This window comes from Marinicauda sp. Alg238-R41 (genome assembly GCF_947331485.1).
Lineage (GTDB): Bacteria > Pseudomonadota > Alphaproteobacteria > Caulobacterales > Maricaulaceae > Marinicauda > Marinicauda pacifica.
Map to the genome: position 1 here is coordinate 366729 of NZ_CAMZOJ010000001.1, position 26291 is coordinate 393019.

General features: G+C 67.0%; 29 protein-coding genes and 2 tRNA genes. 21 read left to right on the forward strand and 10 right to left on the reverse strand.

Going from position 1 to position 26291, the window contains the following annotated elements; translation table 11 throughout:
- The first annotated feature begins 54 nt into the window (after nt 1–54).
- Nucleotides 55–561, forward strand: a complete 507-nt coding sequence (locus PGP17_RS01590) for a CC0125/CC1285 family lipoprotein (RefSeq protein ID WP_135944972.1) — start codon at nt 55–57, stop codon at nt 559–561.
- A 93-nt stretch (nt 562–654) separates the two neighbouring features.
- Complete coding sequence (locus tag PGP17_RS01595) at nt 655–1194, forward strand: alpha-ketoglutarate-dependent dioxygenase AlkB (RefSeq protein ID WP_270373926.1); 540 nt, start codon at nt 655–657, stop codon at nt 1192–1194.
- Nucleotides 1195–1317: 123 nt separating this feature from the next.
- Here PGP17_RS01595 and PGP17_RS01600 read toward each other — a convergent pair.
- Nucleotides 1318–1393: transfer RNA gene (locus tag PGP17_RS01600), tRNA-Ala, on the reverse strand.
- Nucleotides 1394–1576: 183 nt separating this feature from the next.
- Here PGP17_RS01600 and PGP17_RS01605 point away from each other — a divergent pair.
- From PGP17_RS01605 to PGP17_RS01625, 5 genes are all read left to right on the forward strand, one after another.
- The gene (locus PGP17_RS01605) at nt 1577–1888 is read left to right on the forward strand and encodes a YggT family protein (RefSeq protein ID WP_135944975.1); all 312 of its coding nucleotides are present in this window, start codon (nt 1577–1579) and stop codon (nt 1886–1888) included.
- Nucleotides 1889–1910: 22 nt separating this feature from the next.
- Nucleotides 1911–2843, forward strand: a complete 933-nt coding sequence (gene folD, locus PGP17_RS01610; RefSeq protein ID WP_270373927.1) for a bifunctional methylenetetrahydrofolate dehydrogenase/methenyltetrahydrofolate cyclohydrolase FolD — start codon at nt 1911–1913, stop codon at nt 2841–2843.
- Nucleotides 2844–2932: 89 nt separating this feature from the next.
- Nucleotides 2933–3340, forward strand: a complete 408-nt coding sequence (locus tag PGP17_RS01615) for a response regulator (RefSeq protein WP_135944977.1) — start codon at nt 2933–2935, stop codon at nt 3338–3340.
- 48 nt (nt 3341–3388) lie between these two features.
- On the forward strand, nt 3389–4135 hold the full coding sequence (locus tag PGP17_RS01620) for an SDR family NAD(P)-dependent oxidoreductase (RefSeq protein ID WP_270373928.1): 747 nt from the start codon (nt 3389–3391) through the stop codon (nt 4133–4135).
- Between the two features lie 91 nt (nt 4136–4226).
- Entirely contained in the window at nt 4227–4643 is a 417-nt protein-coding gene (locus PGP17_RS01625) for a DUF1330 domain-containing protein (RefSeq protein WP_270373930.1), read from the forward strand.
- 126 nt (nt 4644–4769) lie between these two features.
- On the opposite strand, the gene PGP17_RS01630 is transcribed toward PGP17_RS01625, so the two are convergent.
- The 6 genes from PGP17_RS01630 to hemC all read right to left on the reverse strand — a co-directional run bounded on the left by PGP17_RS01630 (nt 4770) and on the right by hemC (nt 10265).
- Nucleotides 4770–4845: transfer RNA gene (locus PGP17_RS01630), tRNA-Thr, on the reverse strand.
- A gap of 42 nt (nt 4846–4887) precedes the next feature.
- Nucleotides 4888–5610 (reverse strand): uridine kinase, encoded by a 723-nt coding sequence (udk, locus tag PGP17_RS01635; RefSeq protein ID WP_270373933.1) that lies wholly within the window; start codon nt 5608–5610, stop codon nt 4888–4890.
- A gap of 8 nt (nt 5611–5618) precedes the next feature.
- Entirely contained in the window at nt 5619–7175 is a 1557-nt protein-coding gene (locus tag PGP17_RS01640) for a heme biosynthesis protein HemY (RefSeq protein WP_270373936.1), read from the reverse strand.
- Nucleotides 7172–8515, reverse strand: coding sequence for a COG4223 family protein (locus PGP17_RS01645; protein WP_270373938.1), 1344 nt, complete (start codon nt 8513–8515; stop codon nt 7172–7174). Before PGP17_RS01645 ends, PGP17_RS01640 begins: the two co-directional genes overlap by 4 nt.
- A 69-nt stretch (nt 8516–8584) precedes the next feature.
- The gene (locus PGP17_RS01650; protein WP_270373939.1) at nt 8585–9307 is read right to left on the reverse strand and encodes a uroporphyrinogen-III synthase; all 723 of its coding nucleotides are present in this window, start codon (nt 9305–9307) and stop codon (nt 8585–8587) included.
- Nucleotides 9297–10265: a hydroxymethylbilane synthase gene (gene hemC / locus PGP17_RS01655; RefSeq protein WP_270373940.1), complete on the reverse strand. Its 969-nt coding sequence runs from the start codon at nt 10263–10265 to the stop codon at nt 9297–9299. Before hemC ends, PGP17_RS01650 begins: the two co-directional genes overlap by 11 nt.
- A 75-nt stretch (nt 10266–10340) precedes the next feature.
- On the opposite strand from hemC, the gene tsaD reads away from it, so the two are divergent.
- From tsaD to PGP17_RS01690, 7 genes are all read left to right on the forward strand, one after another.
- A complete protein-coding gene (tsaD, locus tag PGP17_RS01660) occupies nt 10341–11486 on the forward strand; it encodes a tRNA (adenosine(37)-N6)-threonylcarbamoyltransferase complex transferase subunit TsaD (protein WP_135944987.1) in 1146 nt (381 codons plus the stop codon).
- Between the two features lie 38 nt (nt 11487–11524).
- Entirely contained in the window at nt 11525–12526 is a 1002-nt protein-coding gene (locus PGP17_RS01665) for an NAD(P)H-dependent glycerol-3-phosphate dehydrogenase (protein WP_135944988.1), read from the forward strand.
- Nucleotides 12527–12535: 9 nt separating this feature from the next.
- Nucleotides 12536–12841: a YciI family protein gene (locus PGP17_RS01670; RefSeq protein WP_270373941.1), complete on the forward strand. Its 306-nt coding sequence runs from the start codon at nt 12536–12538 to the stop codon at nt 12839–12841.
- Nucleotides 12838–13173, forward strand: coding sequence for a Rieske (2Fe-2S) protein (locus PGP17_RS01675; RefSeq protein ID WP_135944990.1), 336 nt, complete (start codon nt 12838–12840; stop codon nt 13171–13173). Before PGP17_RS01670 ends, PGP17_RS01675 begins: the two co-directional genes overlap by 4 nt.
- Before the next feature lie 73 nt (nt 13174–13246).
- On the forward strand, nt 13247–14188 hold the full coding sequence (gene rarD / locus PGP17_RS01680) for an EamA family transporter RarD (RefSeq protein WP_135944991.1): 942 nt from the start codon (nt 13247–13249) through the stop codon (nt 14186–14188).
- Nucleotides 14185–15171, forward strand: a complete 987-nt coding sequence (locus PGP17_RS01685) for an alpha/beta fold hydrolase (RefSeq protein ID WP_233342079.1) — start codon at nt 14185–14187, stop codon at nt 15169–15171. Before rarD ends, PGP17_RS01685 begins: the two co-directional genes overlap by 4 nt.
- Nucleotides 15172–15219: 48 nt before the next feature.
- The gene (locus tag PGP17_RS01690) at nt 15220–15606 is read left to right on the forward strand and encodes a DUF302 domain-containing protein (RefSeq protein ID WP_270373943.1); all 387 of its coding nucleotides are present in this window, start codon (nt 15220–15222) and stop codon (nt 15604–15606) included.
- Here PGP17_RS01690 and PGP17_RS01695 read toward each other — a convergent pair.
- Nucleotides 15603–16385, reverse strand: a complete 783-nt coding sequence (locus PGP17_RS01695; RefSeq protein WP_270373944.1) for a class I SAM-dependent methyltransferase — start codon at nt 16383–16385, stop codon at nt 15603–15605. The two genes, PGP17_RS01690 and PGP17_RS01695, sit on opposite strands and share 4 nt — an antisense overlap.
- Before the next feature lie 131 nt (nt 16386–16516).
- Between PGP17_RS01695 and mutM the strand changes: the two genes are divergently transcribed.
- The 7 genes from mutM to recF all read left to right on the forward strand — a co-directional run bounded on the left by mutM (nt 16517) and on the right by recF (nt 24144).
- Entirely contained in the window at nt 16517–17380 is an 864-nt protein-coding gene (mutM, locus tag PGP17_RS01700) for a bifunctional DNA-formamidopyrimidine glycosylase/DNA-(apurinic or apyrimidinic site) lyase (protein ID WP_270373945.1), read from the forward strand.
- A 106-nt stretch (nt 17381–17486) separates the two neighbouring features.
- On the forward strand, nt 17487–18431 hold the full coding sequence (locus PGP17_RS01705; protein WP_270373946.1) for a TraB/GumN family protein: 945 nt from the start codon (nt 17487–17489) through the stop codon (nt 18429–18431).
- A gap of 155 nt (nt 18432–18586) precedes the next feature.
- Entirely contained in the window at nt 18587–19363 is a 777-nt protein-coding gene (locus PGP17_RS01710; protein WP_135944999.1) for an enoyl-CoA hydratase, read from the forward strand.
- 114 nt (nt 19364–19477) lie between these two features.
- Complete coding sequence (gene rpsT, locus PGP17_RS01715; RefSeq protein WP_135945000.1) at nt 19478–19747, forward strand: 30S ribosomal protein S20; 270 nt, start codon at nt 19478–19480, stop codon at nt 19745–19747.
- Between the two features lie 523 nt (nt 19748–20270).
- Complete coding sequence (gene dnaA, locus PGP17_RS01720) at nt 20271–21713, forward strand: chromosomal replication initiator protein DnaA (protein WP_270373950.1); 1443 nt, start codon at nt 20271–20273, stop codon at nt 21711–21713.
- 128 nt (nt 21714–21841) lie between these two features.
- Complete coding sequence (gene dnaN / locus PGP17_RS01725; RefSeq protein ID WP_135945002.1) at nt 21842–22960, forward strand: DNA polymerase III subunit beta; 1119 nt, start codon at nt 21842–21844, stop codon at nt 22958–22960.
- A gap of 53 nt (nt 22961–23013) precedes the next feature.
- On the forward strand, nt 23014–24144 hold the full coding sequence (gene recF / locus PGP17_RS01730; protein WP_270373955.1) for a DNA replication/repair protein RecF: 1131 nt from the start codon (nt 23014–23016) through the stop codon (nt 24142–24144).
- On the opposite strand, the gene queG is transcribed toward recF, so the two are convergent.
- Nucleotides 24137–25273: a tRNA epoxyqueuosine(34) reductase QueG gene (gene queG / locus PGP17_RS01735; protein ID WP_442915127.1), complete on the reverse strand. Its 1137-nt coding sequence runs from the start codon at nt 25271–25273 to the stop codon at nt 24137–24139. The genes recF and queG overlap by 8 nt on opposite strands.
- Before the next feature lie 310 nt (nt 25274–25583).
- Complete coding sequence (fzlA, locus tag PGP17_RS01740; RefSeq protein ID WP_270373960.1) at nt 25584–26261, reverse strand: FtsZ-binding protein FzlA; 678 nt, start codon at nt 26259–26261, stop codon at nt 25584–25586.
- Nucleotides 26262–26291 lie beyond the last annotated feature (30 nt).

Genomic DNA, 26291 nt, shown 5'->3' on the forward strand with positions numbered 1-26291 from the left:
TTGAGCCGCGGCATGATCCGCGGATAGAACTTGCCCAACCTGTGGGAGGGCAAGATGAAACGGATTTTGACCATCGCGCTGGCCGCCATCGCGGTCAGCTGCACGTCATATGGGGATATGGGCCTGGCCGGGGGCGTTTCCGATCGCCAGATCGGCGAACGCATGTGGGACATCCGCTCGAACGGCAGCGCCTTCGCCAACCTCACCCAGATCGAGGACTACATCTATCTGCGCGCCGCCGAGATCGGCCGCGCCAACGGCTTCTCCCACTTCACGCCCCTGTCGGAAGCCAGCGGGTATGAGGAACACCTCTACACCGACAATACCGAGACCTTCTCGACCACGACCGATTGCTATGGCCGATCCTGCAAGACCGAGGGCACGGTCACCGGCCCGTCGACCTCGAGCTACCGCACCCCGCACGCCGACGCGCGCATCCTGTTCTTCACGCCAGCCGAGTACGACGATCTGCCGGCCGAAGAGCGGGTCTACATGATGAGCGTCGACGCGATCTGGAATGACCTCGCACCGCGCTACATCCCGGAGACGCGAGAGGGGTAGGGACGCAGAATGAGCGAGAGCGCCAGGCCGCCGTCGAGGGAAAGCCCGGCGGGAAGGTCCAGGGGCGGATCGCCATTGCCCCGCGGAGCACGGTTGTGTCTCGACTACCTCCCGGCCGGGGACGCCCCGCGTCTGCGCGACCTGCTGGATGGCGGGCCATGGCGCGATGATCTGAAACGCCGGGTTCAGCATTATGGCTGGCGCTACGACTACCGGGCGCGGAAAATCACGCACGCGCTGCGCCTTGGACCCTTGCCGGCATGGCTCGCCCCGCTGGCAAGCACTATCGGCGACCGGCCGGAGTTCGAGCGCGTGCCTGACCAGGTCATCGTCAATGAATACTGCCCCGGACAAGGCATATCCGCCCATGTCGACTGCGAGCCCTGTTTCGGGCCGGCCATTGCGTCACTCAGTCTCGGCGGTGCGGTGGAGATGGTGTTCAGACACCGCCAGAGCGACAAAAGCGCGAGCCTGGTCCTGCCACCCTTGAGCCTTCTCGTTCTGACCGGCGAGGCGCGTTATGACTGGACGCACGAAATACCCGCGCGCCGCTCGGACACGATTGACGGGATGCGCCTCCCGCGCACGCGCCGCGTGTCGCTGACCTTCCGCACCGTCATCCGCGAACCTTGATCATCTGAGAAGGTGATGGAGGGGTGCCCCCGAACCCTGAAAGGGTTCGCAAGGGCAACCGCCCGCCCGCAGCGTCAGCGAGGAACGAGACCGAGCGGACGCGAGGGAGGATTTGGGAGAAAGTGGTGGAGCCGAGGGGAATCGAACCCCTGACCTCGTCATTGCGAACGACGCGCTCTCCCAACTGAGCTACGGCCCCACAAATCCCGTGTCGAAACGAGAGCGCTGACCTACGGCTCAGCCCTTCTCCTGTCAAGCAGGCGCGTTCATATGCGCGCCTGCGCCGCGCCTTTGCGCCGTCGAGAGGACTTGATCGCACCGCCCTTGCGCGTCTACAGGACGGGGGCGTTTTCTAAAACTCCCTTCCAGCGTGAGGCACGAGATGGAACTTACTTTCGGTCAGGCGATCCTCGCCTATTTCGTCAGCCCGCTGCTGACCCTTCTCACCATCGTCGTGTTCGTGAACGTGATCATGAGCTGGCTCGTCGCGTTCAACGTGGTCAACGCCCACAACCAGTTCGTGCGCATGGTCTGGCAGACGACAGAGGCCATCGTGGCCCCGCTGCTCGCGCCGATCCGCCGCATCCTGCCTCCGCTGGGCGGCATGGATTTGTCCCCGATCGTGCTGCTCCTGCTGATCGCCTTTGTCCGCAACTATATTGTCGGCCAGGTGCTGTGGCGCCTGTTCGGCTAGGGTCCGCCCGGAAAGAAACCGCATGAGCGACGCCATCAAGTCCGTCGACGGCGCAGCCTCCCTTCTCGATGGCAAGGCGGCCGCCGCGCTGATCGATTCCCGTGCCCAGGCCGGGGTCGAGGCGCTGTCCGGCCCGCTCGGCCGCGCGCCCTGCCTGGCCGTCGTGCTGGTCGGCGAGGACCCGGCGAGCCACGTCTATGTCCGCAACAAGGTCAAGCGCACCGAAGCCTCCGGCATGCGCTCGATCGAGATCAAGAAGCCGGCCGATCTCTCCGAGGACGCGCTGGTCGCCATCGTCGAGGACCTGAACGCGGACCCGGGCGTGGACGGCATTCTGGTCCAGATGCCCCTGCCCGATCACATCGACTCGCGCCGCGTGATCGAGACCATCGACCCGGACAAGGACGTGGACGGTCTGACCGCGGCCTCTGCCGGACGTCTGGTCCAGGGCGCGCCCGGCCTTCGCCCCTGCACGCCGTCCGGCTGTGTCTGGCTGGCGCGCGAGGCGCTGGGCGATCTCTCCGGCCTTCATGTCGTGGTGATCGGACGCTCCATCCTGGTCGGCAAACCGGCCGGGCTGCTCTTCCTGGAGCAGAACTGCACCGTCACGCTCGCCCATTCGCGCACCCGGGACCTGCCCGGCCTGTGCGCGAGCGCCGACATCCTGGTCGCCGCAGTCGGCCGGCCTGAAATGGTCAAGGGTGAGTGGATCAAGCCCGGCGCCACGGTGCTCGATGTCGGCATCAACCGCATCGATGCGCCCGAGCGCGGCGAAGGCAAGACCCGGCTCGTCGGTGACGTGAACTTCGAACAAGCCGCGAAGAAGGCCGCCTTCATCACGCCGGTGCCCGGCGGGGTCGGACCGATGACGATCGGCTTCCTGCTGGTGAATACGGTGCGTGCCGCGGCCGCGCGTTCGGGCCTCGACTATCCCGCTGCGGTGGCTGATCTCTAGGCGTTTTTCGTATTTTGCGGCGAGAACTTAACCGAGTGTAAATCACTTTGCCCGTATAACCGCAGCCTTCGCGGGGGTGGAGACGGACGATGGGAACTGCACTTAAAGTTCTGCATGTCGAAGACGATTTTGCCGATGCCATGCTGCTTCAGCATTCGCTCTTCGATGCCGGTGTCGACGACCTGGAGCTCGAAGTGGTGCGCACGCTGCACGATGCGCGCTGGAAGCTGGAGCGGAACCCCTACGACCTGGTCATTCTCGATCTGCGCCTGCCGGACTCGGTCAATCCCCAAGACACGATCCGCACCGCCGAGCAGCATGCCGGTGCGACGCCCCTGCTGGTCCTGACCGGTTCGGCCATTATCGACGGCGACGTGATCGGCCCGCATATCAACCTGCTGGACAAGAACGAGTTCTTCCACGGCAAGGACCCGCTGCGCACGCAGCGGCTCGCCGGGTATGTGCGCGCGGCCGTCGGCGGTGCGCTTCTGGTCTGAGGCCTTTCCCGGACCGGCCTGCGCTCTAGCTCCTGTCCGATGACAGAGATGAGCCATTTTCCTTCCGATTACCGCGCCCTCGTCGTGGGCAGCACAGGCGGCATCGGCGCCGCGCTGACTCGCGCCCTGTGTGAGGACACGCGCTGCGCCGCGGTCTATGCCGCCTCGCGCCGCGGCACCGGTCCTGATCCTGGCCCCGGCCATGACAAGGCGCACGCCCTCACCCTGGACCTCACGGACGAGACCAGCATCGAGGACGCGGTCGCCACCGCGCGCGAGGGCGGCCCGCTCCATCTGGTGATTGCCGCGACCGGCTTCCTGCACGCCGAAGACATCTCGCCGGAGAAGACCTGGCGCCATCTCGACGGTGACGCTCTGATGACCGCCTATCGGATCAACGCCATCGGCCCCGCCCTGCTTGCCAAGCATGCGCTGAAGGCGATGGCGCTTGATGAGCGCAGCGTCTTTGCGGCGCTGTCGGCCCGCGTCGGGTCCATCTCCGACAACCGGCTCGGCGGCTGGCACGCCTATCGCGCCAGCAAGGCGGCGCTGAACCAGATCCTGAAGACGCTCTCCATCGAGCTGGCGCGCAAATCGGACACGGCCGTCATTGCCGGCCTGCACCCCGGCACCGTCGATACCGGCCTGTCAGAGCCGTTTCAGGGCAATGTGCCCGATGAAAAGCTGTTCACGCCGGCCTACTCGGCCGGATGCCTGCTCAGCGTGATAGACGGGCTGGACCCCGGCCAGAGCGGGCGCGTCTTCGACTGGGCCGGCGAGGAAGTCCTTCCCTGAGCGGGGAAAATCGCGCCGCCCGCCTTGCCATCGATACAAAATCCCGCTTCGCTGGGCGTTTGCACAGCAGTTGTCAGACGGGAGCCCCCTCATGAGCCATATCGATCCGGAACGCGACGCCTTCGAAGCCTTCAAGGGACTGGACCGCGACCATCCCATCGAGATGCTCAACCTCATCCGCCTGCGCGACAAGGCCGCCTATCCCGACGGGCGCGACGTCACCGGGTTCGAGGCCTACAAGACCTATGGCAAGACGTCCGGCCCGATCTTTTCGCGCGTCGGCGGCACGATCATCTGGCGCGGCCGGCCGCAACTCCTGCTGATCGGCCCGGCCGACGAACGCTGGGACCTCGCCTTCATCGCCCGCTATCCCAGCGCCAACGCCTTTCTGGAAATGGTCAAGGACGAAGTCTACCACAACGACGCCGTCCCCCACCGCCAGGCCGCCGTCGAAGACAGCCGCCTCCTGCGCCACAAACCCCTGGAAGGGTTGAGCGAGTTCGGGTGAGAGGCGGGCCTGCCCCCACCCGACTAAAGCCAGGCTCCCTCGAACCTGAAAGGTTCGCAAGCGCGACCGCGCGCCCGCAGCTTTAGCGAGGATCGACCGAGCGGAGCGAGGGAGAACAGGGAGTAGTGGTGCCGCTTGCGTGACTCGAACACGCGACCTACGCATTACGAATGCGTTGCTCTACCAGCTGAGCTAAAGCGGCTCCGGACGGGCCTGTGACGGCCTCGTTTCAAGGCGCCGGAAACTAACCGAGCTTCGATCCGCTCGCAAGCGCCGTTTGCGGCTGATCTTCGGTGGGCCGGGCATGAGGTTTTCCGCCCGCGCGCAGGCGCTGGATTTCAGCCACGGCAGGCTCGGCGAGGCGGTCGAAAAATGTCGAGAGATGGTCGGCCGGACGCGCCGCCGCGGCATCGTTGCGGATGGTCAGATCGGCGTGGATGCGCCCTGGATGGGTCCATTCGTGATGCATGGGCCGCACCGTGCCCAGATACTGGTTGACCACCGAATGGGCCGTACGCCCGCGCTCGTTCACATCACGCAGGAGGCGGCGCGAGAGGCGGATATCGTCGGGCGCGTCGACATAGACGCGCAGGTCGAATGCATCGCGCAGATCCGGCGTGCAGAACAGATGGATGCCCTCGACCAGGATGACATCGGCCGGGTCTATTTTGCGCGTGTCGGAGCGGCGCCGGTGAATGGTGAAATCGTAGATCGGCGCCTTGATCGCCTTGCCCGCGCGAAGCTGGCCGAGCTGGCGGGCCAGAAGGGCATGGTCGCGCGATTTTGGATGGTCGAAATTATAGATGGACGGGTCGAAATCGGGCTTCGAGCCGTGATCGCCGTAATAATCGTCCTCGGCGATGACCAGCGCGGACAGGCCCGTCAACGCCCGCGCGGTGGCGCGCGCCACCTCGGTCTTGCCCGAGGCCGAGCCGCCGCTCACGCCCACCAGAATCCGCTTCGCCATGATCTGCCCTAGGTCTGACCGTCCTCGTCCACCCCGGGATCATCCGGGGCGCGGCCCGGTTCATAATAGCGCGAGGCCCGCTTGTCTTCGTCCGATTGCGCCCCGGTGTCAGTCGCCCCGCTCTTGTTGGACGCAGGTCGGGCCGGCGGGGTGGACGACGGAGTGGCGGGCGGAGTGGCTGGCGGGCCGGAAGGCGTGTCCGGCGCGCGGCGCGCAGAGGGCGCTTCGAGCAGGGCGGTTTCCGGCACAGCCTCGGCGAGATCCTCGAACCGTTCATAGCGCGGGTGGATCAGGCGCGCCTCGTCGCCCCAGGCAAACACCATGCGCTTCCAGTCCTCGGGCGCGTAGGGGAAAACCTGCCCGTCCTGATCCATGTCCGACCAGTTGGCCTCCACCGGCGCGTGGGCCGCACGCGCCATCAGCCGACGCGCCGCCTCCTCGTCGCCCTCGAGCCGGGCCAGGCGCGAGGCGAGCGCACACAGGCGGGCCGTCTTGGCGCGCTCGGCCATCAGCGGAGCCAGCGCGGACCGGGCCGCTTCCAGATTGCGGTTTTCCAGCGCCACTTCAGCCTTGAGCAGGCGCGCCTCGCGGTGTTCGGGGTTGAGCGCGGCCAGCGCGCGCAGGCGCTCGGCCCGCTTGGCCTTGGTGTCTGACTTGCGCAGATCGCCATAGACGCGCGCGAGTGCCGGGTGCGGATTGGCCTGCCAGGCGGTTTCGATCAGCTCTGCGGCGCGGCGGTGACGCCGGCGCTCGGCCAGGAAGCGGGCAGCCAGCGCTGCCGCCGGCGCAAAGCCCGGCGAGGCGGACGCGGCGCGTTCGGCGAGTTCGCTCGCCTTGTCGGGCTGCGCCTCGCCGCATTCGATCGCCTCCACGGTCAGTAGGACGGCCCGCCGGCGCGCGGCGCGGTCGGGCGCGATATCCTTGCGCTTTTCCGCCTCGGTCAGCGTCTTGCGGGCCGCTTCCCAGCGCCCTTCGGCGACCTGGGCATTGAACAGGGAGTCGAAGGCCCAGCGCGTGCGGGACTCGTCGAACGCCTCGCTGGCATGGGTGATGGCCAGCTGGTGGTCGCCGCGCGCCTCGGCGATCGAGGCCAGGCCCCGGCGCGCGACCAGGCGGGTGCGCGAATCCTCCAGCATCAGTTCGTAATGGCGCTGTGCGCCTTCCAGATCGCCCGCCGATTCCGCCGCGCGGGCCGCCAGCAGGCGCGACAGGGCGGGACGGTCGAGCAGGGCGTCGGCGCGCGCGGCCTGGCGCACGGCCAGCTCGCCCTGGCCGGCCGCCGAGGCGATGAGCGCGCGCTCCAGCGCATCGAAGCCGCTTTCCCGGCGGCGGCGCAGCTGGAATTTGCGGAAGCTGTCCGGCGCGGTCCAGATCTTCACCACCAGCCACCACACCACGACCAGAAGGAAGGTCGCGATCAGCAGGATGCCCATGGCCAGCGCAAAGCTGGTCTGCGCCTGCCAGCCGAGGAATTCGAAATTGGCGGTGCCCGGATTGAGCGTCAGCCAGACCGCGGCGATGGCGGTCAGCACGCACAGGGCAATCGTGATGATCAGGCGGATCATGGGCGGGCCTCGTTTTCAGCAGCCGCTTCACTCAATTGGGTGCGCAGGGCGTCCAGCCGCGTCTCGATCTCCAGGCGCGCACGCGCCCCGCGCAGCCAGTCGGCGGCCGCTTCGCCGGGCGCGCCCTGCAGGCTGGACACCGCATCGGCCGCGCCGGAAAGATCGTCACGCGCCAGGCGGGACTCGGCCCGGTTCACAAGCTCGCGCGGGCTCTCTTCGCCTTCTCCGGCACTGGCTTCCGGGCCCTGCACCTCGATCAGACCGAACAGGGTCCGGCGCGTGCCGGCCGCGTCGCGAATGGCCTCGGCGGGGAAGCGCTCGGCGAGCCCGGTGCGGGTCGGCGCGCCGGAGCGGGCGACCGATTCCAGCGCGGAGAGGTCGCGATTGCCCGGCCAGACGCGCGCCAGCGCGGCGCGTTCCGCCTCAAAGGGCTGCGCACGCGAGGCGGCATCGGAAAGCGCGGCCAGTCCGAGCGCCCGCGCCGAAAGCGTACGCAGCGCGTCGTTATCGCTGCCCGGGCCGGTCTGGGCCGACCGGGCCAGTTCGGTGGCCTCCTCGATGCGCGCGTCGAGAGCCGACAGGTCCGATTCCAGGCCGGACAGGCCCTCGCGCACCGTGTCGACACGCTCGCCGAGGCGCTCGTCCTCGCTGGCCAGGCTGTCGCGCAGCTCGCCGACGCGCGTTTCCAGCGCGGCGAGGCGGTCCTGAATATCCTCGACGGCTTGCAGATTGGCGGCGGGCGCGGAGTCTTGCGAGACTTGGCCGCGCAGATCCTCGACGTCATCTTGCGCCGTACTTGCGGCAGCCAGGGCGTTCTCGGTGCGCTCAGCCAGTCCTGCGACCTGCTCGCGCAAGGCGTCGAGCGCATCGGGATCGATGCCGCCTCCGGGTTGCGTGTCTCCGTCATCACTCTGCGAGGAGGCAGCGCGGCGTCCCAGCACCTCGATCCTGTCCTCCAGCCCCGATACCGATGCCGCAAGCTCTTCGACCTGTGGCTCCAGCCCGCTCAGGGCCTCGACCCGCGCCTCAAGGGCCTCGACGGTCTCGGCAGATACCGCCCCGGCCGCCGGATCGCGCGCTTCCAGCTCGGCGATGCGGGCCTCAAGAGCGCCCACGCTTTGCTCTTCCAGGCGCGGCACGGCATAGCGCGTCAGCGCCCAGGTCACCGCCGCCGCGATAAGGGCCGTCAGCAGTACCAGGACCACAAGGGCGAACCAGCCCGGCCCGCCGCGCTTTTCACGCTTGGCCTTCGCGTCATCCTCGCGGTCGACCGGCTCGAACTCGGCGTCGACCGGCTCGGGCTCGCCGGATTGGGTGTCTTTGTCGTCGGGGCCGGCCATGGACGTCCTCGTCGCTGTCGGGCTGATCTGAAAATCGGCTGTGAGTCTAGGCCGCGTCGGCGATGAACGCTACTGGCCCTCTGGCTCGCCGCCCAGCCGGTCGGCCGCGTCCAGAAGCCCGGCATCGGTCGGCGCGTCTGCAATCTCTACCGGCGCAATGCCTGCCGCGCGCAGGGGTTCCGCCGCGGCGGGACTTATCGCTGCGGCGAAGAGTCCCGCCGGGATACCGCCGAGCGCCTCCAGCGCCGCGACAAGCCGGTTCGCGCCGCCCGGCGAATGCACCGTGGCGATGACCGGCCCCTGCTGCAGGGCGGCGCGTGCCGCCTCGGTGAAACTCGAAACCGCGTGGGTCCGGTACACGATCAGGGGCAGAACCAGAATGCCGTGCCCGGCCAGCAGGCCGGACAGGTCACGCGCCACGATTTCTCCCCGGGCATGCAGGATGCGTGTCCCCGGCATCATCCGATCACTTATCAGCTGCGCGAGGCCCGCCGCATCGGAGTCCGCGTCGGTGATCTCTGTAAAGCCCGCCTCGCGCGCCGCCTCGGCCGTGGCGCCCCCGACGGCCAGCACCGGAAGCCTCCGCTCGTCGGTCAGATGCGCGAACGCGCGCGCCCCGTTCGGGCTGGTCAGCGCGACGGCGTCAATTGCATCCAGAGACAGGTCTGCATGCAGCATTTCGACGCGCGCCAATGGCGAGACAACGGGAGAATAGCCGCGTTGAGTAGCGAGATTTGCAGTTTTACTCGCGCCGGGTTCGGTCCGGGTGATGAGAATCCGGTCAGTGCTCATCGGCCGACGCCAGGGCTGCTTCCAGCGCTTCGCCCCCGCTCTGGCGGACCGCCTCGCCCAGGCGCGTGCCGATTTCGGCTGCGGCTGCACGCGGATCGCCCTCCAGCGGCAGCGTCACCGATTGCGCCCAGCGATGCGTCCCGTCCGGGCTCAGCACCTCGCCGGCGAGCGAGAGCGTGCCGTGGCGCAAGCTGGCATGGGCGGCAATCGGCGTCCGGCAAGAGCCGTCCAGGGCTGCCAGCACAGCACGTTCGGCCAGGACGCAGATATGGGACTCCGCATGGTCGAGCGCGGCCAGCGCCTCGCGCGCCGCGCCGTCATCGCTGCGGATCTCGATGCCGATCGCGCCCTGCGCCGGGGCAGGCAGCATCTCGTGCAGCTCCACCGCAGGCCGGCTCGCTTCCTCGCGTCCGAGGCGTTTCAGCCCGGCCAGCGCCAGGAAAGTCGCGTCGATCTCGCCGCTGCGCACCTTGGCCAGGCGCGTGTCCACATTGCCGCGCAGAAGCACGATCTTCAGGTCGGGACGCAGCGTCAGCGCCTGGGCCTGGCGCCGGATCGAGGCTGTGCCGAGCACCGCGCCCTGCGGCAGGTCCATCACGCGGGCCGCCCCGGTTTCGGTCAGCAGCACATCGCGCGGGTCCTCGCGTTCGAGAATGCACGCAATCTCCATCCCGTCCGGCAGCCGGGTCGGCACGTCCTTCATGGAATGCACCGCGAAGCTCGCTTCCTTGCCCTGCAGGGCAATCTCCAGCTCCTTGGTGAACAGGCCCTTGCCACCAGCCGCCAATAGGGCGCGGTCGGTGATCCGGTCGCCGGTCGTGGTCAGGCCCAGGATCGGGAAGGCCGCATCGGGGTCGCTGGCGCCGTTCGCCTTGGCCAGCTGGCTCTGCAGCATGCGCGCCTGGGCCAAGGCGAGCGGCGACGTCCGGGTCGCGATGATTTGCGGTTTGAGGGCCAAGGCGGGCTCCTGGGCGTGAGGCGAGTGGCAGGTGGCGTTGTCAGCCGGATCAAGCAGCGCTAACCAGCTTTGGTGATGGCGTTAAACCACGACACCCGAGACGCGCAAGCGCGCGATGGCCGCACGGTGACCGTGCTGGGTCTGGAATCCAGCTGCGATGACAGCGCGGCGGCGATCGTGCGCCGTCATGGCGACGGCAGTGTCGATATCCTGGCCGACGCCGTGATCGGCCAGAATTCAGAGCATGCCCCGTTCGGCGGCGTGGTGCCGGAGATTGCTGCGCGGGCCCACGCCGAGCGCATGGATACGCTTGCTGCCGGCGTTCTGGCCGAGGCCGGGCTGACGCTGGCCGACATGGACGCGATCGCGGCAACCTCGGGCCCGGGACTGATCGGCGGGGTGATGGCCGCGCTGATGACGGCCAAGGGCCTGGCGCTCGGCGCCGACAAGCCGCTCATCGCGGTCAATCATCTCGAAGGCCACGCCCTGTCGGCCCGGCTCACCCACACGGTTGAGTTTCCCTATCTGCTGCTCCTGGTCTCGGGCGGCCATACCCAGCTGGTCCGGGTCGACGGCGTGGGCGAGATGACGCGGATGGGGTCCACGATCGACGATGCAGCCGGAGAGGCGTTCGACAAGACTGCCAAGGTGATGGGGCTCGGTTTCCCCGGCGGCCCGGCCGTCGAGGCCCTGGCCAGGACCTCGACCGACCCCCAGCGCTTCGCGCTTCCGCGCATGCTGTCGCGCGACAGGGGCTGCGACTTCTCCTTCGCAGGCCTGAAGACCGCGGCCAAGCGCGCCTTCGACAGTCTTGAGACGCCGACGCAGGCCGACAAGGCCGATCTGGCTGCCGGGGTCCAGCGCGAAATCGCGCGGCACCTGGCCGAACGCGCCGGGCGGGCCATGGACATCTTTGCTGACTCAGCCGGCGAAAACGCGAAAGGGCTGACCCTCGTCGTCGCCGGCGGCGTCGCCGCGAACGGCGCCGTCCGCGACGCGCTGGAACTTATGGCCGGTTCAAAAGGCTTTACCCTGATAGCGCCGCCGTTGAAATATTGCACCGACAACGCGGCCATGATCGCCCTGGCCGGCGCGGAACGCTTCGTGCTGGGCCGGATCGACGGCCTGGATGCGCCCGCACGGGCGCGCTGGCCGCTGGACGAGACCTCGGCCGCCGCCAACCCGGCGAGCGGCGCGGGGCGCAAGGGACCGAAGGCCTAGAGGCCAGGACGGCAAGAACTCCAGGGGACGAGGGCGGGATGAACACGTTTCACAAGATTGGGGTCATCGGCGGCGGCGCGTGGGGCACGGCCCTGGCCCAGACCGTGGCCAAGACCGGCCCCCAGGTGACGATCTGGGCGCGCGAGACCGAGGTTGTCCAGTCCATAAACGACCGCTGCGAGAATTCGCTCTTCCTGCCCGGTGTCGCGCTGGATCCTGCAATCCACGCAACGTCCGATCTCGGCGAGCTGGCCAGCGCCGAGATGGTGCTGATCGTGACGCCCGCCCAGCACATGCGCGCGACGCTGAAGGATTTCGCCTGCCATCTCCGCGTCGGCTCCCCACTCGTCCTGTGTTCGAAAGGCATCGAGCAGGGCTCGCTGAAGCTGATGAGCGAAGTGCTCGCCGAAACCATTCCCAATGCCCGCTCGGCCGTGTTGTCGGGACCGTCCTTTGCGGCCGATGTCGCACGCGGGCTTCCCACCGCCGTCACGCTGGCGTGCGCCGACCGGGGTCTGGGAGAGGACATCATCGCCACGATCGGATCGGCCAGCTTCCGGCCCTACTACGCGCCCGACGTGATCGGCGCCGAGGTGGGCGGCGCGGTCAAGAACGTCCTGGCCATCGCGGCCGGCATCGTGGACGGCAAGGCGCTGGGCCGGTCGGCCCATGCGGCGCTGATCTCGCGCGGCTTTGCGGAAATGACGCGGCTGGGCGTGGCGCTCGGCGGGAAAGCCGAGACCCTGGCCGGACTGTGCGGCCTGGGCGATCTCATCCTGACCTGCTCCTCGCCGCAATCGCGTAACATGTCCTGCGGGCTGGCGCTCGGGCGCGGCGAGAGCCTTGAAACCATCATGGTCCAGCGCAATTCGGTGACCGAGGGCGTTGCCAGCGCCCCGGCCGTGGTCGCGCTTGCCCGCCGGCACGGCGTGGAAATGCCCATCTGCGAGGCCGTCAACTCCGTCGTCTCCGGCGCCGGCACGGTTGACGAAGCCATCGCTGCCCTGCTCTCCCGCCCCTTTACCAGCGAGAACGCCTGAGGAATCCGCATGTTGTTTGTCGTCACCTGTCAGGACCGCCCCGGCCATCTGGCCCTGCGCCAGGAGAACCGGGAGGCCCATCTGGAATGGGCCAACGTGAAGGACAGCCCGGTCAAGATGGCCGGACCGCTGCTGGACGAGACCGGAGACCCGGTCGGGTCCCTGCTCGTGGTCGAAGCCGAGAACGGCCCCTCGCTCGAAGCCTTCATGAAGGACGACCCGTACGCGCAGGCCGGTCTGTTCGCGCAAGTGACCTATGCCCCCTTCAAGTGGACGGTCAAACCGCCCGCAGATCTCGGCGGTCCGGCCCGATGAGCGGCGAGCCGGCCCCCGGCACCGTCCTCAAACGCCTGGACGAGATCCCCGACCCCGGCGGCGCGCCAGCCGATTACGACGCCCTGCCGATTATCGTCCTGCGGTCCGGCGATACGGTGCGCGCCTATGTGAATGTGTGTCCGCATGCCGGGCGTCCGTTGAGCCTGCCCTCGGGCAAGACGCTGGTCAGCGAGGGGCGCTATGTCATCTGTCCCTTCCACGGGGCCAGTTTCGAGCTCGGCACCGGGGCCTGCGCCGGCGGCCCGGCCGGCAAGTCCCGGCTCAAGCCGGTCGCGATCGAGGTGATCGAGGGCGAGGTGCGCGCGCGTTAGCCCGGTTTGCACGCAGCGGGCGAGTGCAGTTTTTGGACATGACGCCGGGCGCGGCGCGGAGTAAGCGGGAGGCATGGCACCTCAACGTTCCGCCCCCGCCCAGAGCGGCCCGCCCGAACCGGGACGCCTCGATCCGGTCCGCGCCGGCGCGGCAGCCTTTTCCGGCTATCTCATCTGGGGCCTTTCGGCCCTGTTCTACAAGCTGATCAGCTATGCCGGGGCGACCGAGATCGTGCTCCATCGCGCCTTCTGGTCGGTACCGTTCCTTGCGCTTCTTCTGGTCATGGGCAAACGCTTCGGCGCGGCGATGCGCCTGCTCGCCGACCGGCGCGCCATGGCCACCCTTGTCGCCACTGCCCTGCTGATCGGGGCCAATTGGTGGATCTTCATCTTCGCGATCAATTCCGGCCAGGTTCTGGAAGTCTCGCTGGGCTATTTCATCAACCCGCTGATGAATGTCGCTGTCGGCGTCTTCATCGCGCGCGAGCGCTTCGGCGCGCTCCGCGGCGTCGCGGTGGGTCTGGCGGCCCTCGGCGTGCTCAACCAGATCCTGATTGTGGGCGCCGTGCCGGTCATGGCGCTTTTCCTGGCCGGGACCTTCACGCTCTACGGCTATCTGCGCAAGACGATCACGACGGACGGGCGCATAGGCCTGTTCTGGGAGACGGTGATCATCGCCATACCCTCCATCGTCGCGCTGAGCTTTCTGGAGACCTCCAGCGCGGGCCATTTCCTGGACGGCCCCTGGCAGGCGCTCGGACTGATCATGACCGGGCCGATGACCGTCGCCCCGCTTCTGCTCTTCGTGATCGGCGCGCGCGGGCTGCACTTTGCCACGCTCGGCGTGCTGCAATTCATCGCGCCGAGCCTGCAATTTGCGATCGGGCTCGCAACCGGTGAGCCATTCAGCCCACTCTACCTGATCACCTTCGTGCTGATCTGGGCTGGGCTGGCCGTCTTCGTCATCGATCTTCTAAACTTCTCCCGCAAGCAACGCCGCGAGAAAGCCCGATGACCCATCCAGACATGCCGCCCGCCCGCCGGATCGATGTGGGCGAGGTGAACTTGTCCGTTCACGAAGCCGGGCCATCGGACGGCGTTCCGGTTCTTCTCCTGCATGGCTGGCCGGAACTGGCCCTGTCCTGGGCGCAGCAGATCGAGGATCTGAGCGAAGCCGGGTATCGCGTCATCGCGCCGGATAATCGCGGCTTCGGCCAGTCCGATGCGCCCCATGAGGTCGAGGCGTACGGGCTCGATCGGCTGGTCGGCGACGTCACCGGGCTGCTCGACGCGCTTGATCTGGAAAAGGCGGTCATCGTCGGCCATGACTGGGGGGGCATCCTGATGTGGCAGGCCGCTTGCCTGGTGCCGGAACGGTTTCTGGGCGCGGTAGGCGTGTGCACGCCGCACCTGCCCCGCGGCGCGGCACCGCCGACCGAGGTCTTCCGCGAGCGCGCCGGGGACGAGCACTACATCATCCGCATGCAGGACGAGGCGTTCGACGATTTCTGGGTCGGCCGCGAGAAGGAATTCTTCGAATTCATCTTCCAGCCGCCTCCGCCGAGCGGCGATCTGGACAAGCTTCCCCCCTCGGTCAGTCATCTGCCCAAGCGGTTCGAGACCTGGCTGGAACGCGGCGGACTGAAAAGCGGGGAGGACTGCGTCGTGCCGCCCGATATCCGCGCGCGCTATGTCGACGCCTACAAGCACAGCGGATTTCGCGGCGGCTTCAACTGGTATCGCAATTTCGATGCGAACTGGGAACGCATGGGCGGGGTCGATCACCGCCTCGCCATGCCCTGCCGCATGATTGCCGCCGAATGCGACTTCATGCTGCCGCCCAAGCTGACCCAGTTCATGCCCGTCCTGTGCCGCGATCTCGATCTCGACATCGTGCCGGAGAGCGGCCACTGGATGCAGTATGAGGAGCCCGAGATGCTCACCGCCCACCTGCTAAGCTGGCTCGGACGGCGCTTTCCGGCTCGGCGGGGAACGTAAGCTTCGCCGGACGCATTTCCTCAGCACTTAGTCAAAGAGGATACGGCCATGGCCTATTATGTCGCCCGCACGCTCGATACCGACGAGATTGCGGAGGCGGAGGAGCGCATTACCGCAGCCCTCTCCGACGAAGGCTTCGGTGTGCTCAGCCGCATCGATGTCGCCGAAACCCTGAAAAAGAAGCTCGACGCGGACTTCCGGCCCTATCTTATTCTCGGGGCCTGCAATCCGGAATTTGCTCACAAGGCGCTGCAGGCCGAGGACAAGATCGGCACCATGCTGCCCTGCAATGTCATTGTGCAGAAGACTGAGAACGGCGTGGAGATTGCGGCGATCGACCCGGTCGAATCCATGCAGGCGGTCGGCAATGATGCGCTCAGCTCGATCGCGGCGAGTGTGCGTGACCGCCTCAGACGCGCCGTCGAGGCCGCCTAAATCTTCCAGCCGGTATGCAGCGCGGCAATCCCGCCCGAATAATTGGTCACCGACACAGTCTTGAAGCCGGCCTCTTCCACCTCGCGCCTGAAATCGTTCTGGTTCGGGAAGCGGCGGATGGATTCGACCAGATACTGGTAGCTGTCGCGGTCTTTCGCGATGAGCTGGCCGAGCCGCGGGATCGCGTTGAACGACCACGCATCATAGACCCGCGACAGGGCGCGCGTAGTCGGGTGGGAAAACTCCAGGCAGAGGAAACGCCCGCCCGGCTTGAGCACGCGGTGCATGTCGGCCAGCGCCCTGGCCCGGTCGGTCACATTGCGGATTCCAAAGCCGATCATCACACAATCGGCGGTCGCGTCGCCGAAGGGCAGGCATTCGGCGTTGACGCAGGCCCAGCTTAGCCGCTCGTCATCGCCCCGCTTGCGCCCGGCCTTGAGCATTTCGTAATTGATGTCGGCCACAACGGCGCGGGCCGGTTCGCCGCCATTGCGCGCGCGGCGCTCCTCGGCGCGGTCGAGAAAGGCGCGCGCCAGATCGCCGGTCCCGCCCGCGACATCGATCAGGACCTCGCCCGGACGAGGATTGGCCCGTGTGATCGTCATGTCCTTCCAGGCCCGGTGAATGCCGAGACTCATCACATCGTTCATGAGGTCGTAGCGGCGCGCCGACCGGTCGAAGACGCCGCGTACCAGCGATTGCTTCTGGGTGCGGGGTACTTCCTTGAAACCGAAGGAAGCCGTGTCGTCGGATCGGGAAGTCTGGAACGTGTCGGTCATGCCTGACTACATAGCCGCCCGTGCGCAGGCTTGCCAGCCTGAAACCCTGCGCGAAAGGGCCGCGCCCGGACTGGCGGTCAGGCCCGCGCGCCGCTACATCCCGGGCTGATGCCTCCGATCCAGGAAACACCATGCCCGAGCTGCCCGAAGTCGAAACCGTCCGCCGGGGCCTGCGTCCGGCCATGGAGGGCCGTCATATCGTGTCCGCCGTCAACCGGCGGCCGGATCTGCGTTTTCCCTTTCCCGAACGCTTTGCCGAGCGGCTGACGGGCGCGCGCATCGACTGCCTCGACCGGCGCGCGAAATACCTGCTGGCCCGGCTGGATTCAGGTGAGACGCTGCTGATGCATCTGGGCATGAGCGGGCGCTTTACCGTGGAGGCCGAGAGCATCGCCCAGCAGCCCGGCGACTTCGTCTACGCGCCCGGCGCCAATCCGGCGCACGACCATGTCGTCTTCGCGCTAGAGGGCGGCGTGACCGTCACCTATAACGATCCGCGCCGCTTCGGCTTCATGACGCTGTTCGCCACGGACGAGGAGGCGACCCAGCCTTTCCTGGCGGGGCTGGGGCCGGAGCCGGACTCCAACGCCTTCGAGGCGGTGTATCTGTCCGGTGCGCTGAAGGGCCGGCGCACGCCGGTCAAGGCGGCCCTGCTCGACCAGAAAATCGTCGCCGGCCTCGGCAATATCTATGTCTGTGAAGCGCTGTGGCGCGCGCGGATCAGTCCGCGGCGCCTGGCAAGCTCCGTGGCCGGAGCACGCACCGAGCGGCTGGCGCCGGCGGTGCGCACCGTCATTGCCGAGGCGGTCGAGGCGGGCGGGTCCACCTTGCGCGACTTTGCCGGCGCCGACGGGGCGCTGGGATATTTCCAGCATCGCTTCGACGTTTACGGACGCGAGGGCGAGCCCTGCAGGCGCGAGGCCTGCGCAGGAAGCGTGCAGCGCCTCGTCCAGTCGGGCCGGTCGACATTTTTCTGCCCAGAGTGCCAACGATGATCTTAGTCAAGGATGCTTGACTAACACCCGAACGCTATGTAAATGTCCCTTTACACCGCGCGCAGGAAAGCCGCGCGGAGCTGGTCGATCAAAAGGAGACACCGTCATGCGGTTTTCATGCATCTGGAAAGAAGTCATCATCGGCGGCGCCATCCTGGCCGCAGCCGCCCTGTCACAAAGCCCTGTCTTCGCGCAGGCCGACCCCGCGCCGGTTCGCCAAGTCGAGGTCGCCGATCCCGCCCTGTGGGTGGTCAGCGACGAGGATTCCACCGTCTATCTGTTCGGTACGGTCCATATCCTGCGCCCGGAACTCGACTGGATGACGCCCCAGGTCGAGGCGGCGTTTGCGTCGGCCGATACGCTCTATATGGAAGCCGACGTCTTCAGCGCCGAGGCGCAGGCCACAATGCAGGCGATGATCCCGCAGGTCGGCCTGCTGCCGCAGGGCGAAAGCCTGACGTCGAAAATGAGCGATGAGGCCCTGGCCGATCTCGACGTCATCGCCGGACGTCTCGGCGCCCCGTCCGAAACGATCCGCGCCGGGATCGACCCCCTCAAGCCCTGGCTGGCCGGCCTTCAGCTGGCCGTCGCTCAGATGCAGGCTGCAGGTTACGATCCCAATTCCGGCGTCGACAAGCATCTGGCCGAGCGCGCCGCCGAGGCCGGAAAATCGTTCGGCTATTTCGAAACCGCCGAGGAACAGATCGGCTTCCTCTCTGGACTGCCCATGGAGACCCAGCTTGCCGATCTCGAAATTGGTCTGGAACAGGCCGTCGAGAATCCCGATCAGCTGAGCGATCTGGTCTCGGCCTGGGCGCAAGGGGATATGGGCCGGCTCGATGCCCTGCTGAACACCGAGATGCGCCAGACCTCGCCGGAGCTTTACGAGCGCATCATCGTACAGCGCAACCGCAACTGGGTGCCGCTGGTCGAGGAGATCGTCGCCGGCGAGGGCGTGGCCTTCGTGGCGGTCGGTTCCGGCCACATGCCGGGCGAGAACGGCCTCATCGCGCTGCTGCGCGATGCCGGCCACGACGTCACCCGACAATAGGCTGCCAGCGACGCATAGCCGCCTTGCGCTGAGAGCACACAGGCCCGGCTCCGGGGTGTCGACCCGGAGCCGGGCTTCATGTATGGGTTCCGGCCAACTTGCGTTTGCCAACTCAAGGAACCCCCTGAGGGGTGGCTTCAGATGCGGAGGGCCGGATGGCCTACAAAACGATCCAGACCAAGACCGAGGGCCGTGTCGGCGTCATTACGCTGGACCGCCCCAAGGCGCTCAATGCGTTGTGTGACGAGCTGACCGGTGAGCTTGCCGACGCGCTCGCCGAGTTCGAGGCCAACGAAGACATTGGCTGCGTCGTCCTGACAGGTTCGACCAAGGCGTTCGCCGCAGGGGCGGACATCAAGGAATTGCAGGAGAAGGACTTCGTGTCCCTCTACCTGAACGATCCCTTCGCGAAGACCTGGGAATCCGTGGCGCGCTTCCGCAAGCCGATCATCGCTGCGGTATCCGGCTACGCCCTCGGCGGCGGCTGCGAGATCGCGATGATGTGCGACTTCATCATCGCGGCGGAGAACGCCAAGTTCGGCCAGCCTGAAATCAATCTCGGCGTGATGCCGGGCGCCGGTGGCACCCAGCGGCTTCCGCGTGCGGTCGGCAAGTCCAAGGCGATGGATATGTGCCTGACCGGGCGCATGATGAATGCCGAGGAAGCCGAGCGCGCCGGCCTGGTTTCTCGCCTGGTGCCCGTCGACGACCTGATGGACGTCGCCATGGAAGCGGCCGAGGCGATCGCCTCGAAATCGCTGCCCATCGCGATGATGACCAAGGAGTCCATCAACCGGGCCTTCGAGATCGGCCTGAGCGAAGGCATCCGGTTCGAACGCCGGGTCTTCCACTCGCAGTTTGCGACAGAGGACCAGAGCGAGGGCATGGCCGCCTTTGCCGACAAGCGCGCGGCGCACTTCAAGCACCGCTAGAGTACAGGCATTGCCGGTTGACGGCGCAGCGTACCGCCGCTATACGCCGCGCCTCATGTTTCCACGTGCGCGCCGCCCTTTTCAGCGCGCCGTTACTCAGACAAGGCTTCATCCATGGCGAACACTGCCTCCGCTAAAAAGATGGTGCGCAAGCTCGCGAGCCGCACCGCGATCAACAAAGCCCGCCGCACGCGCATGCGCACCTATGTGAAAAAGGTCGAGCACGCGATTGCCGCCGGCGACCAGAAGCAGGCCCGCGATGCGCTGCGCACGGCAGAGTCAGAAGTGATGTCTGCGGTGAGCAAGGGGATCATCCACAAGAACACCGGTTCGCGGAAGGTCTCGCGCCTGTCGGCCCGCGTCAAAACGATGACGGCCGAGTAAAACTCCGTCATTGTTCGGAAGATTGATTGAAGGCCTGCGCGATATTCCGCGCAGGCCTTTTTTCGTGTTATACACGTAGACGGCGATTGCCCGGATGACCTGCATGGGAAGGGCAACCGGACGTTCGGCGGCGGGGTCGCGGCGTGTGCCAAAACGAGGCTGCAACCGGTAGATTTACGAACGCTTTGAGAACAAAAAAATCGCGTGAAAAAAATTTTCCGGCCAACGCCAAAGCGCGCTTAGGGAAATTCTCTGTCAAGCGCAAAAAGGGGTCCGGGCACCGGTTTATGCGGTTGATTCGATCCCGCGTCCGGGTACTCTTTGCCTCCTAGCGCAAGTCTTCTCCATACGGACGAGATTAAAACACTGGGGCCGCCAAGAAAAGGCGCACCTCAGAGCGGGAGAACTGCGCCTGAATACAAGTACTTGACTGCAAGACTAACTTGCAGCGCGAAACTGAGGTTTGGGGACTATGGGGCTGAATAATTCGGCGCTTTTCGCCGCTTCCGGAAACAATCAAAGCATGACTCACGCGACACCTGTTTCTGTCACGTGGCGCGAGGTGCGTGCCCGCCTGCGTCAGGAATATGGAGACCTTGTCTACGCGTCCGACATTGCACGCTTGCGTGTGGAAGAGGACAGCGCGGGACGCGTGTGCATCATCTGCCCGACCGAATTCGGCCGGGCCTGGGCCGAGGACAATCTGGGCAGCCGCCTGCGCGCGCTGTGGGCGGCGTTCGACTCCCAGCCGCGCGATATTCTCATTCTGGCCGAGAGCGGCGCGGGCGCCAGTCATGCGCGCTCGGTGCGCGCCGCCAGTGCCGCCTCTGTGAGCCACGCGGCGCTGCGCCCGGTTGACGGGCCGTCCGGCGGCATGGCCGCCGCCGCGGAGGCCCAGCTTACTCTGGACGCGCCGCGCGCGACCGGCGGCCCCTCTGCGGCCGTCGTGCGCTTCACCTTCGACACCTTCATGGTCGGCTCGGCCAACGTCATGGCCGCCACCGCGGCCAAGGCCATTACCAATTCCGGCCCGCCGCCGTTCAACCCGGCTTTCTTCCATGGCGATTACGGGGTGGGCAAAACCCACCTGCTCGCCGCCATCGCGCACGCGGTCAGCCTGGGCGAGTCCAAGCGCAAGGCGCTGTATCTGACGGCGGAAGAATTCCTCAACGGCTTCCAGTCCGCCCTGCGCGCGCGGGACGTCCAGCCCTTCAAGGATCAGGTGCGCAATTGCGACGTGCTGCTGATCGACGATGTCCATTTCATCGCCGGCAAGACCAGCACCGAGAACGAGTTCCTGCACACGGTCGCGGCCCTGATGGCAGACGGCAAGCAGGTGGTGCTCGCCTCCCACGCCTCACCCGACCAGCTGCAGGTTTCCGACCCGCGTCTCAAATCGCTTCTGCGCGGCGGCTTTGCCTGCCCGCTGCACGGCCCGGACCTGGACCTGCGCCGCAAGATCATCGATTGCAAGATTGCCCAGGCGCGCAGCCACTGCCCGAACCTGGAAGTCCCCGAAGCGGTACGTGATTTCCTGGCCGCACGCGTGACCAGTTCGGCCCGCGAACTGGAAGGCGTGCTCAACAACGTGATCGTGCGCACTGCCTATCTGGACCGGCCGGTGACGCTGGAGACCGTCGACGAGGCGCTGACCGAATTGCCGCTCAAGGCGGAGCGCCGCGTCAGCGTGGACGAGATCCAGAAGACGGTCGCCGCCTATTTCAACCTGTCCGTCGATGACATCCTGTCGAAACGCCGGACCCAGTCGGTGGTCCGTCCCCGCCACATCGCCATGTATCTGGCCAAGACCATGACGACCCGCTCCCTGCCCGATATCGGCAAGCGGTTCGGCGGCCGGGACCATTCCACGGTGATCCACGCGGTCAACAAGATCACCGAGCGCCTGCCCGCCGACGCGGTGCTGGCCGAAGACGTGGAGGCGGTCAAACGCCGCCTGCGCAACTAGCCTCAACGCCCCTCAGTGCAAAACGGCGGCAATCTGGTTATTGCCGCCGTTTCCTTTGGTCTATGGTTTGTGCCAATCTGACCGGCGAATCCGTTTTCTGATTCGTCCCCCTCTAAGAGGCGACAGCGATGAAGCTCACAATCGAGCGCGCGGTGCTCCTGAAGGCCCTCGGCCACGTCCAGTCCGTCGTGGAGCGGCGCAACACGATCCCGATCCTGTCCAACGTGCTGATCCAGGCGAGCGGCGACCATGCGCGCCTGACGGCCACCGATCTCGACATGGAGATCGTGGAGGAGGCGCCCGCGCGGGTGGAGCGCGACGGCCAGGCGACGGCCCCGGCGCACACGCTCTACGAGATCGCCCGCAAGCTGCCGGACGGGGCCGATGTCACGCTGGAGCTCGGCGGGGACGATCCGCGCGTCTTCCTGTCTGCAGGCCGCTCCAAATTCCACCTGCCCAGCCTGCCGCCGGGCGATTTCCCGGTCATGCCGACCGAGGATCTGGCCGTCAGCTTCTCGCTCCCGGCCGAAGACCTGGCGCGCCTCATCGACAAGACCCGCTTTGCCGTGTCGACCGAAGAAACGCGCTATTATCTCAACGGCATCCACATGCACCCCGCCGAGCGCGATGGCCGCAAGGTGCTGCGCGCGGTCGCGACGGACGGCCACCGCCTGGCGCTGGCCGAAGCGGACCAGCCCGGCGGCGCGAGCGAAATGCCGGCCGTCATCATTCCGCGCAAGCCGATCGGCGAGCTGCGGCGCCTGCTCGAGGACCTCGACGACGACATCGAGATGAGCGTCTCCGAAGGCAAGATCCGCTTCCGTCTCGGTGCGGCGGTCCTGACCTCGAAGCTCATCGACGGCACATTCCCTGACTATGAGCGCGTCATTCCGCGCGGCAACGACAAGATCATGCGTGTCGATCGCGCGCCCTTCGCCCAGGCCGTGGACCGGGTGGCGACGATCAGCCAGGAGAAGTCGCGCTCGGTGAAGCTGTCGCTGTCGGACTCCAACCTCGTGCTGGCGGTCAACAATCCCGAGAGCGGCACGGCGAGCGAGGAGCTGTCGGCCGACTACTCATCGGAAGAGCTCTCCATCGGCTTCAATGCGCGCTACCTGCTCGATGTCGCCGGGCAGATTGTCGGCGACGAAGCCATTTTCGAATTTGCCGATTCCGCCTCTCCGACCCGCGTCACCGACAGCGGCGACCCCAATGCGGAATACGTGCTGATGCCGCTGCGCGTGTGAGCGCAGCCGGTCCGGACACCCCGCCTTCCACGGCCGCGCCCGCAAGCGCGGCCGTGACGCGTTTGAAGCTGACCAATTTCCGCAATTACGCCGAACTCGACCTGTCTCTCGATGCCCGTCCGGTCTGCCTGTTCGGAGCGAACGGATCAGGCAAGACGAACCTGGTCGAAGCCGTCTCCTTCCTCGGACCGGGACGCGGACTGCGCGCCGCCGGGGCCGATGCGGTCCGCCGCCACATGGCCGAAGGCCCGGCGGATATCTGGGCGGTCTATGCCGAGGCGCTGACCCGCGACGGGCCGGTGAGCCTGGCCACCGGCGCGGACCCGGCCGATCCGGCGCGGCGCCGCACCCGGCTGGAAGGGGCCGCGGCCACGCAGAGCGAGCTCGCCCGGCTCTTCCCGATGATGTGGCTGACCCCGCGAGAAGATCGTCTCTGGGCCGGGCCGCGCGCCGACCGCCTGCGTTTCTTCGACCGTCTCGTGCTAGCCGGCGAGCCTCATCACGGCCAGACCGCCATCGCGTATGAAAAGGCGATGCGCCAGCGCCAGCGCCTGCTCGACCAGTGGACGGAGACCGGCCGTCTCGATCCCGACTGGGTCCATGCCCTGGAACGTGAAATGGCCAGCGCCGGCACCGCGCTCGCCGCAAGCCGCCTCGATGCGCTCGTGCGTCTGCAGGGCGAGATCGACGAGCGGCCCGAGACCCGCTTTCCGAAGGCCGATCTGGGGCTGGAAGGCACGCTGGAGGCCTGGCTCGCCGAGGGCCTGAATGCGAGCGAGGCCGAGGATCGGTTTCTTGAGGCGCTGGCCGGCAGCAGGCGGCGCGATTCCGCCGCCGGGCGTTCGCTGACCGGACCGCACCGTACCGAGCTGACCGCCCGCCACCGCGCCAAGGATCAGCTCGCCGCCGATTGCTCGACCGGCGAGCAGAAGGCGCTTCTGCTGGGGCTGGCGCTGGCCCAGTGCGCGGCGCTGGCCCGCGCGCGCGGCGCGGCCCCCGTGCTCATCCTGGACGAGGCCTGTGCCCATCTCGATGCAGCCCGGCGCGAGGGCCTGGCCGCGGCCATTCTGGAGGTGGGGACGCAGGCCTGGTTCACCGGGGTGGAGCGCCAGCTCTTCGAGCCCTTCGGCGCGCAGGCGCAATATATCGAAGTCGATAACGGCCGGGCGGGTGCGGTCAGCTGAGCTGTCCTTGCGCACCGGCCTGCCATTCCTCGCGCACTTCGCCTGACTCTTCGCGCGCCAGCGCCTCCGTCTTCAGCGCCTCGAACGCCTCCGGGTCGAGACGGCCGAGCGCCCAGACCGCCGCCCCGCGCACCAGCGCGCTGTCATCGTCCAGCCGCGCGCGAATGGCGGTAAGGCTTTCCGGACCGTGCGAATTACCGAGCGCGATCAGCACATTGCGCACAAAGCGATCGCGTCCGATCCGTTTGATCGGACTGGCGGTGAACAGTTCGCGGAAGGCTGTATCGTCCAGCGCAGCGAGATCGGCCAGGCGCGGCGCGGTCAGGCTCTCGCGCGGGTGAAAGGCCGTCTCCTGCGTGCGGCTGGCAAACTTGTTCCACGGGCAGACCGCCAGGCAGTCGTCGCAGCCATAGATGCGATTGCCCATGGGCGCCCGGAATTCGCGCGGGATCGGCCCCTTGTGCTCGATGGTCAGGTAGGAGATGCAGCGCCGCGCATCGATCTGGTAGGGCGCCGGAAACGCGTTGGTCGGGCAGACGTCCAGGCAGGCGCGGCAGCTTCCGCAATGGTCGGTCTCGGTCTCGTCCGGCTCCAGCGCCGCCTCGGTCAGCATCACACCCAGGAACAGCCAGGAGCCATGCTCGCGGCTGACAAGATTGGTGTGCTTGCCCTGCCAGCCAAGCCCCGATTTGTGCGCCAGCGGCTTCTCCATCAGCGGGGCGGTGTCCACGAACACCTTCACGCCGTGGCCGGTCTCCTGGTGGAAGGCCCGGGCCAGGCGTTTCAGCCGCTTCTTGATGAGGTCGTGATAATCGCGATTTTGCGCATAGACCGATATGGCGGCCCGGTCCGATTGCTCCAGAATCTCCAGCGGATCGTGATCCGGCCCGTAATTGAGACCGACCACCACAGCCGATTTCGCCTCCGGCCACATCGCATTGGGATGGACGCGCCGGTCGAGCGTCTCCTCCATCCACGCCATACTGCCGTGCCGGCCCTCGCCGACATACTCGCGCAGCCGATCCCCGGCCTCCCACGCCTCGTCCGCCCGCGTTATGCGCACCGCATCGAACCCGATCTCGCGGGCGAGCGTCTTCATGGCATCGGTATCGGTCAGCGTGGCCGTCATGGCTGTGGAGTGGGGACGACGGGAGGTGAGGTCAAGGGTTTGCGCCATGGGCCGCCACTCCTTTCCTCGTCATTCCGGGCGAGTGCAACGAGACCCGGCACCCAGAGAGGACAGGGCGAGGTTACCGGGTGAAGCCCGTCATCCGACCCTTCGAGGCTCGCTGCGCGAGCACCTCAGGGTGAGGTGGGGCGGAATTAAGCTATTGAATTAAAAGTAATTTTATAGCACTTAGGCCCAACCCACTCCCCTCATGCTGAGGCGCGAGCGAAGCGAGCCTCGAAGCATCGGATGGCGAGCGCAGAGACAGCCCCTAAAAATCCAGATCCGCATACCAGCTGGCCGGGGCCATGCCGGGCAGGCGGTCTTCCAGGATGGCGCGAAAGCTGGGCCGGCACTTGATGCGCTCATACCAGGCTTTCGGCGCGGGAAACTCGTCCCACGGCACGTCGCCGAGATAGTCGATGCAGGACAGGTGCGCCGCCGCGGCGATGTCGGCCAGCGTGTAGCGCGGTCCGGCCAGCCCCTCGCGCACATCGAGCAGATTGGTCAGATAGTCGAGATGCCAGCGCAGGAAATCGCGCCCGGCGCGGATCGCTTCCATGTCGGGTGCGCCCAGCCCCTGCAGGCGCTTTTCCAGCTTCTCGTGCAGCAGGAAGGCATTCACCTCGGAATCGAACTTGCGGTCGAACCACTGGCACAGGCGCCGCACCTCCGCGCGCTCGCCCGCCCCCGAGGGCAGCAGGGCCGGTTCGGCCTTGGCCTCCTCGAGATATTCCAGGATGGCGCGCGCCTCGACCGCGACCACCCGCCCCTGCGCGGTGTCGTCGACCAGAACCGGGGTCAGGCCGGCCGGATTGAGCGCCATGAGCTCGTCCGGCGCATCCCAGGGCCGCACGAAGCGGAGCTCGAAGGCAAGCTGCTTCTCAGCCAGCGCAATGCGGACCTGCCGGGACCAGGGATCGAGAGGCCAGTGGTAGAGCGTGCGCATGTCCGGGACGCTAGCCTGCTTCGCGGTAAG

Coding starts and splice junctions, on each gene's coding strand:
- PGP17_RS01590 (WP_135944972.1), top strand. CDS start 55: ATGAAACGGATTTTGACCATCGCGCTGGCCGCCATCGCGGTCAGCTGC.
- PGP17_RS01605 (WP_135944975.1), top strand. CDS start 1,577: ATGGAACTTACTTTCGGTCAGGCGATCCTCGCCTATTTCGTCAGCCCG.
- folD (WP_270373927.1), top strand. CDS start 1,911: ATGAGCGACGCCATCAAGTCCGTCGACGGCGCAGCCTCCCTTCTCGAT.
- PGP17_RS01615 (WP_135944977.1), top strand. CDS start 2,933: ATGGGAACTGCACTTAAAGTTCTGCATGTCGAAGACGATTTTGCCGAT.
- PGP17_RS01620 (WP_270373928.1), top strand. CDS start 3,389: ATGAGCCATTTTCCTTCCGATTACCGCGCCCTCGTCGTGGGCAGCACA.
- PGP17_RS01625 (WP_270373930.1), top strand. CDS start 4,227: ATGAGCCATATCGATCCGGAACGCGACGCCTTCGAAGCCTTCAAGGGA.
- udk (WP_270373933.1), bottom strand. CDS start 5,610: ATGGCGAAGCGGATTCTGGTGGGCGTGAGCGGCGGCTCGGCCTCGGGC.
- PGP17_RS01640 (WP_270373936.1), bottom strand. CDS start 7,175: ATGATCCGCCTGATCATCACGATTGCCCTGTGCGTGCTGACCGCCATC.
- PGP17_RS01645 (WP_270373938.1), bottom strand. CDS start 8,515: ATGGCCGGCCCCGACGACAAAGACACCCAATCCGGCGAGCCCGAGCCG.
- PGP17_RS01650 (WP_270373939.1), bottom strand. CDS start 9,307: ATGAGCACTGACCGGATTCTCATCACCCGGACCGAACCCGGCGCGAGT.
- tsaD (WP_135944987.1), top strand. CDS start 10,341: ATGGCGTTAAACCACGACACCCGAGACGCGCAAGCGCGCGATGGCCGC.
- PGP17_RS01665 (WP_135944988.1), top strand. CDS start 11,525: ATGAACACGTTTCACAAGATTGGGGTCATCGGCGGCGGCGCGTGGGGC.
- PGP17_RS01670 (WP_270373941.1), top strand. CDS start 12,536: ATGTTGTTTGTCGTCACCTGTCAGGACCGCCCCGGCCATCTGGCCCTG.
- PGP17_RS01675 (WP_135944990.1), top strand. CDS start 12,838: ATGAGCGGCGAGCCGGCCCCCGGCACCGTCCTCAAACGCCTGGACGAG.
- rarD (WP_135944991.1), top strand. CDS start 13,247: ATGGCACCTCAACGTTCCGCCCCCGCCCAGAGCGGCCCGCCCGAACCG.
- PGP17_RS01685 (WP_233342079.1), top strand. CDS start 14,185: ATGACCCATCCAGACATGCCGCCCGCCCGCCGGATCGATGTGGGCGAG.
- PGP17_RS01690 (WP_270373943.1), top strand. CDS start 15,220: ATGGCCTATTATGTCGCCCGCACGCTCGATACCGACGAGATTGCGGAG.
- PGP17_RS01695 (WP_270373944.1), bottom strand. CDS start 16,385: ATGACCGACACGTTCCAGACTTCCCGATCCGACGACACGGCTTCCTTC.
- mutM (WP_270373945.1), top strand. CDS start 16,517: ATGCCCGAGCTGCCCGAAGTCGAAACCGTCCGCCGGGGCCTGCGTCCG.
- PGP17_RS01705 (WP_270373946.1), top strand. CDS start 17,487: ATGCGGTTTTCATGCATCTGGAAAGAAGTCATCATCGGCGGCGCCATC.
- PGP17_RS01710 (WP_135944999.1), top strand. CDS start 18,587: ATGGCCTACAAAACGATCCAGACCAAGACCGAGGGCCGTGTCGGCGTC.
- rpsT (WP_135945000.1), top strand. CDS start 19,478: ATGGCGAACACTGCCTCCGCTAAAAAGATGGTGCGCAAGCTCGCGAGC.
- dnaA (WP_270373950.1), top strand. CDS start 20,271: ATGACTCACGCGACACCTGTTTCTGTCACGTGGCGCGAGGTGCGTGCC.
- dnaN (WP_135945002.1), top strand. CDS start 21,842: ATGAAGCTCACAATCGAGCGCGCGGTGCTCCTGAAGGCCCTCGGCCAC.
- queG (WP_442915127.1), bottom strand. CDS start 25,273: ATGACGGCCACGCTGACCGATACCGATGCCATGAAGACGCTCGCCCGC.
- fzlA (WP_270373960.1), bottom strand. CDS start 26,261: ATGCGCACGCTCTACCACTGGCCTCTCGATCCCTGGTCCCGGCAGGTC.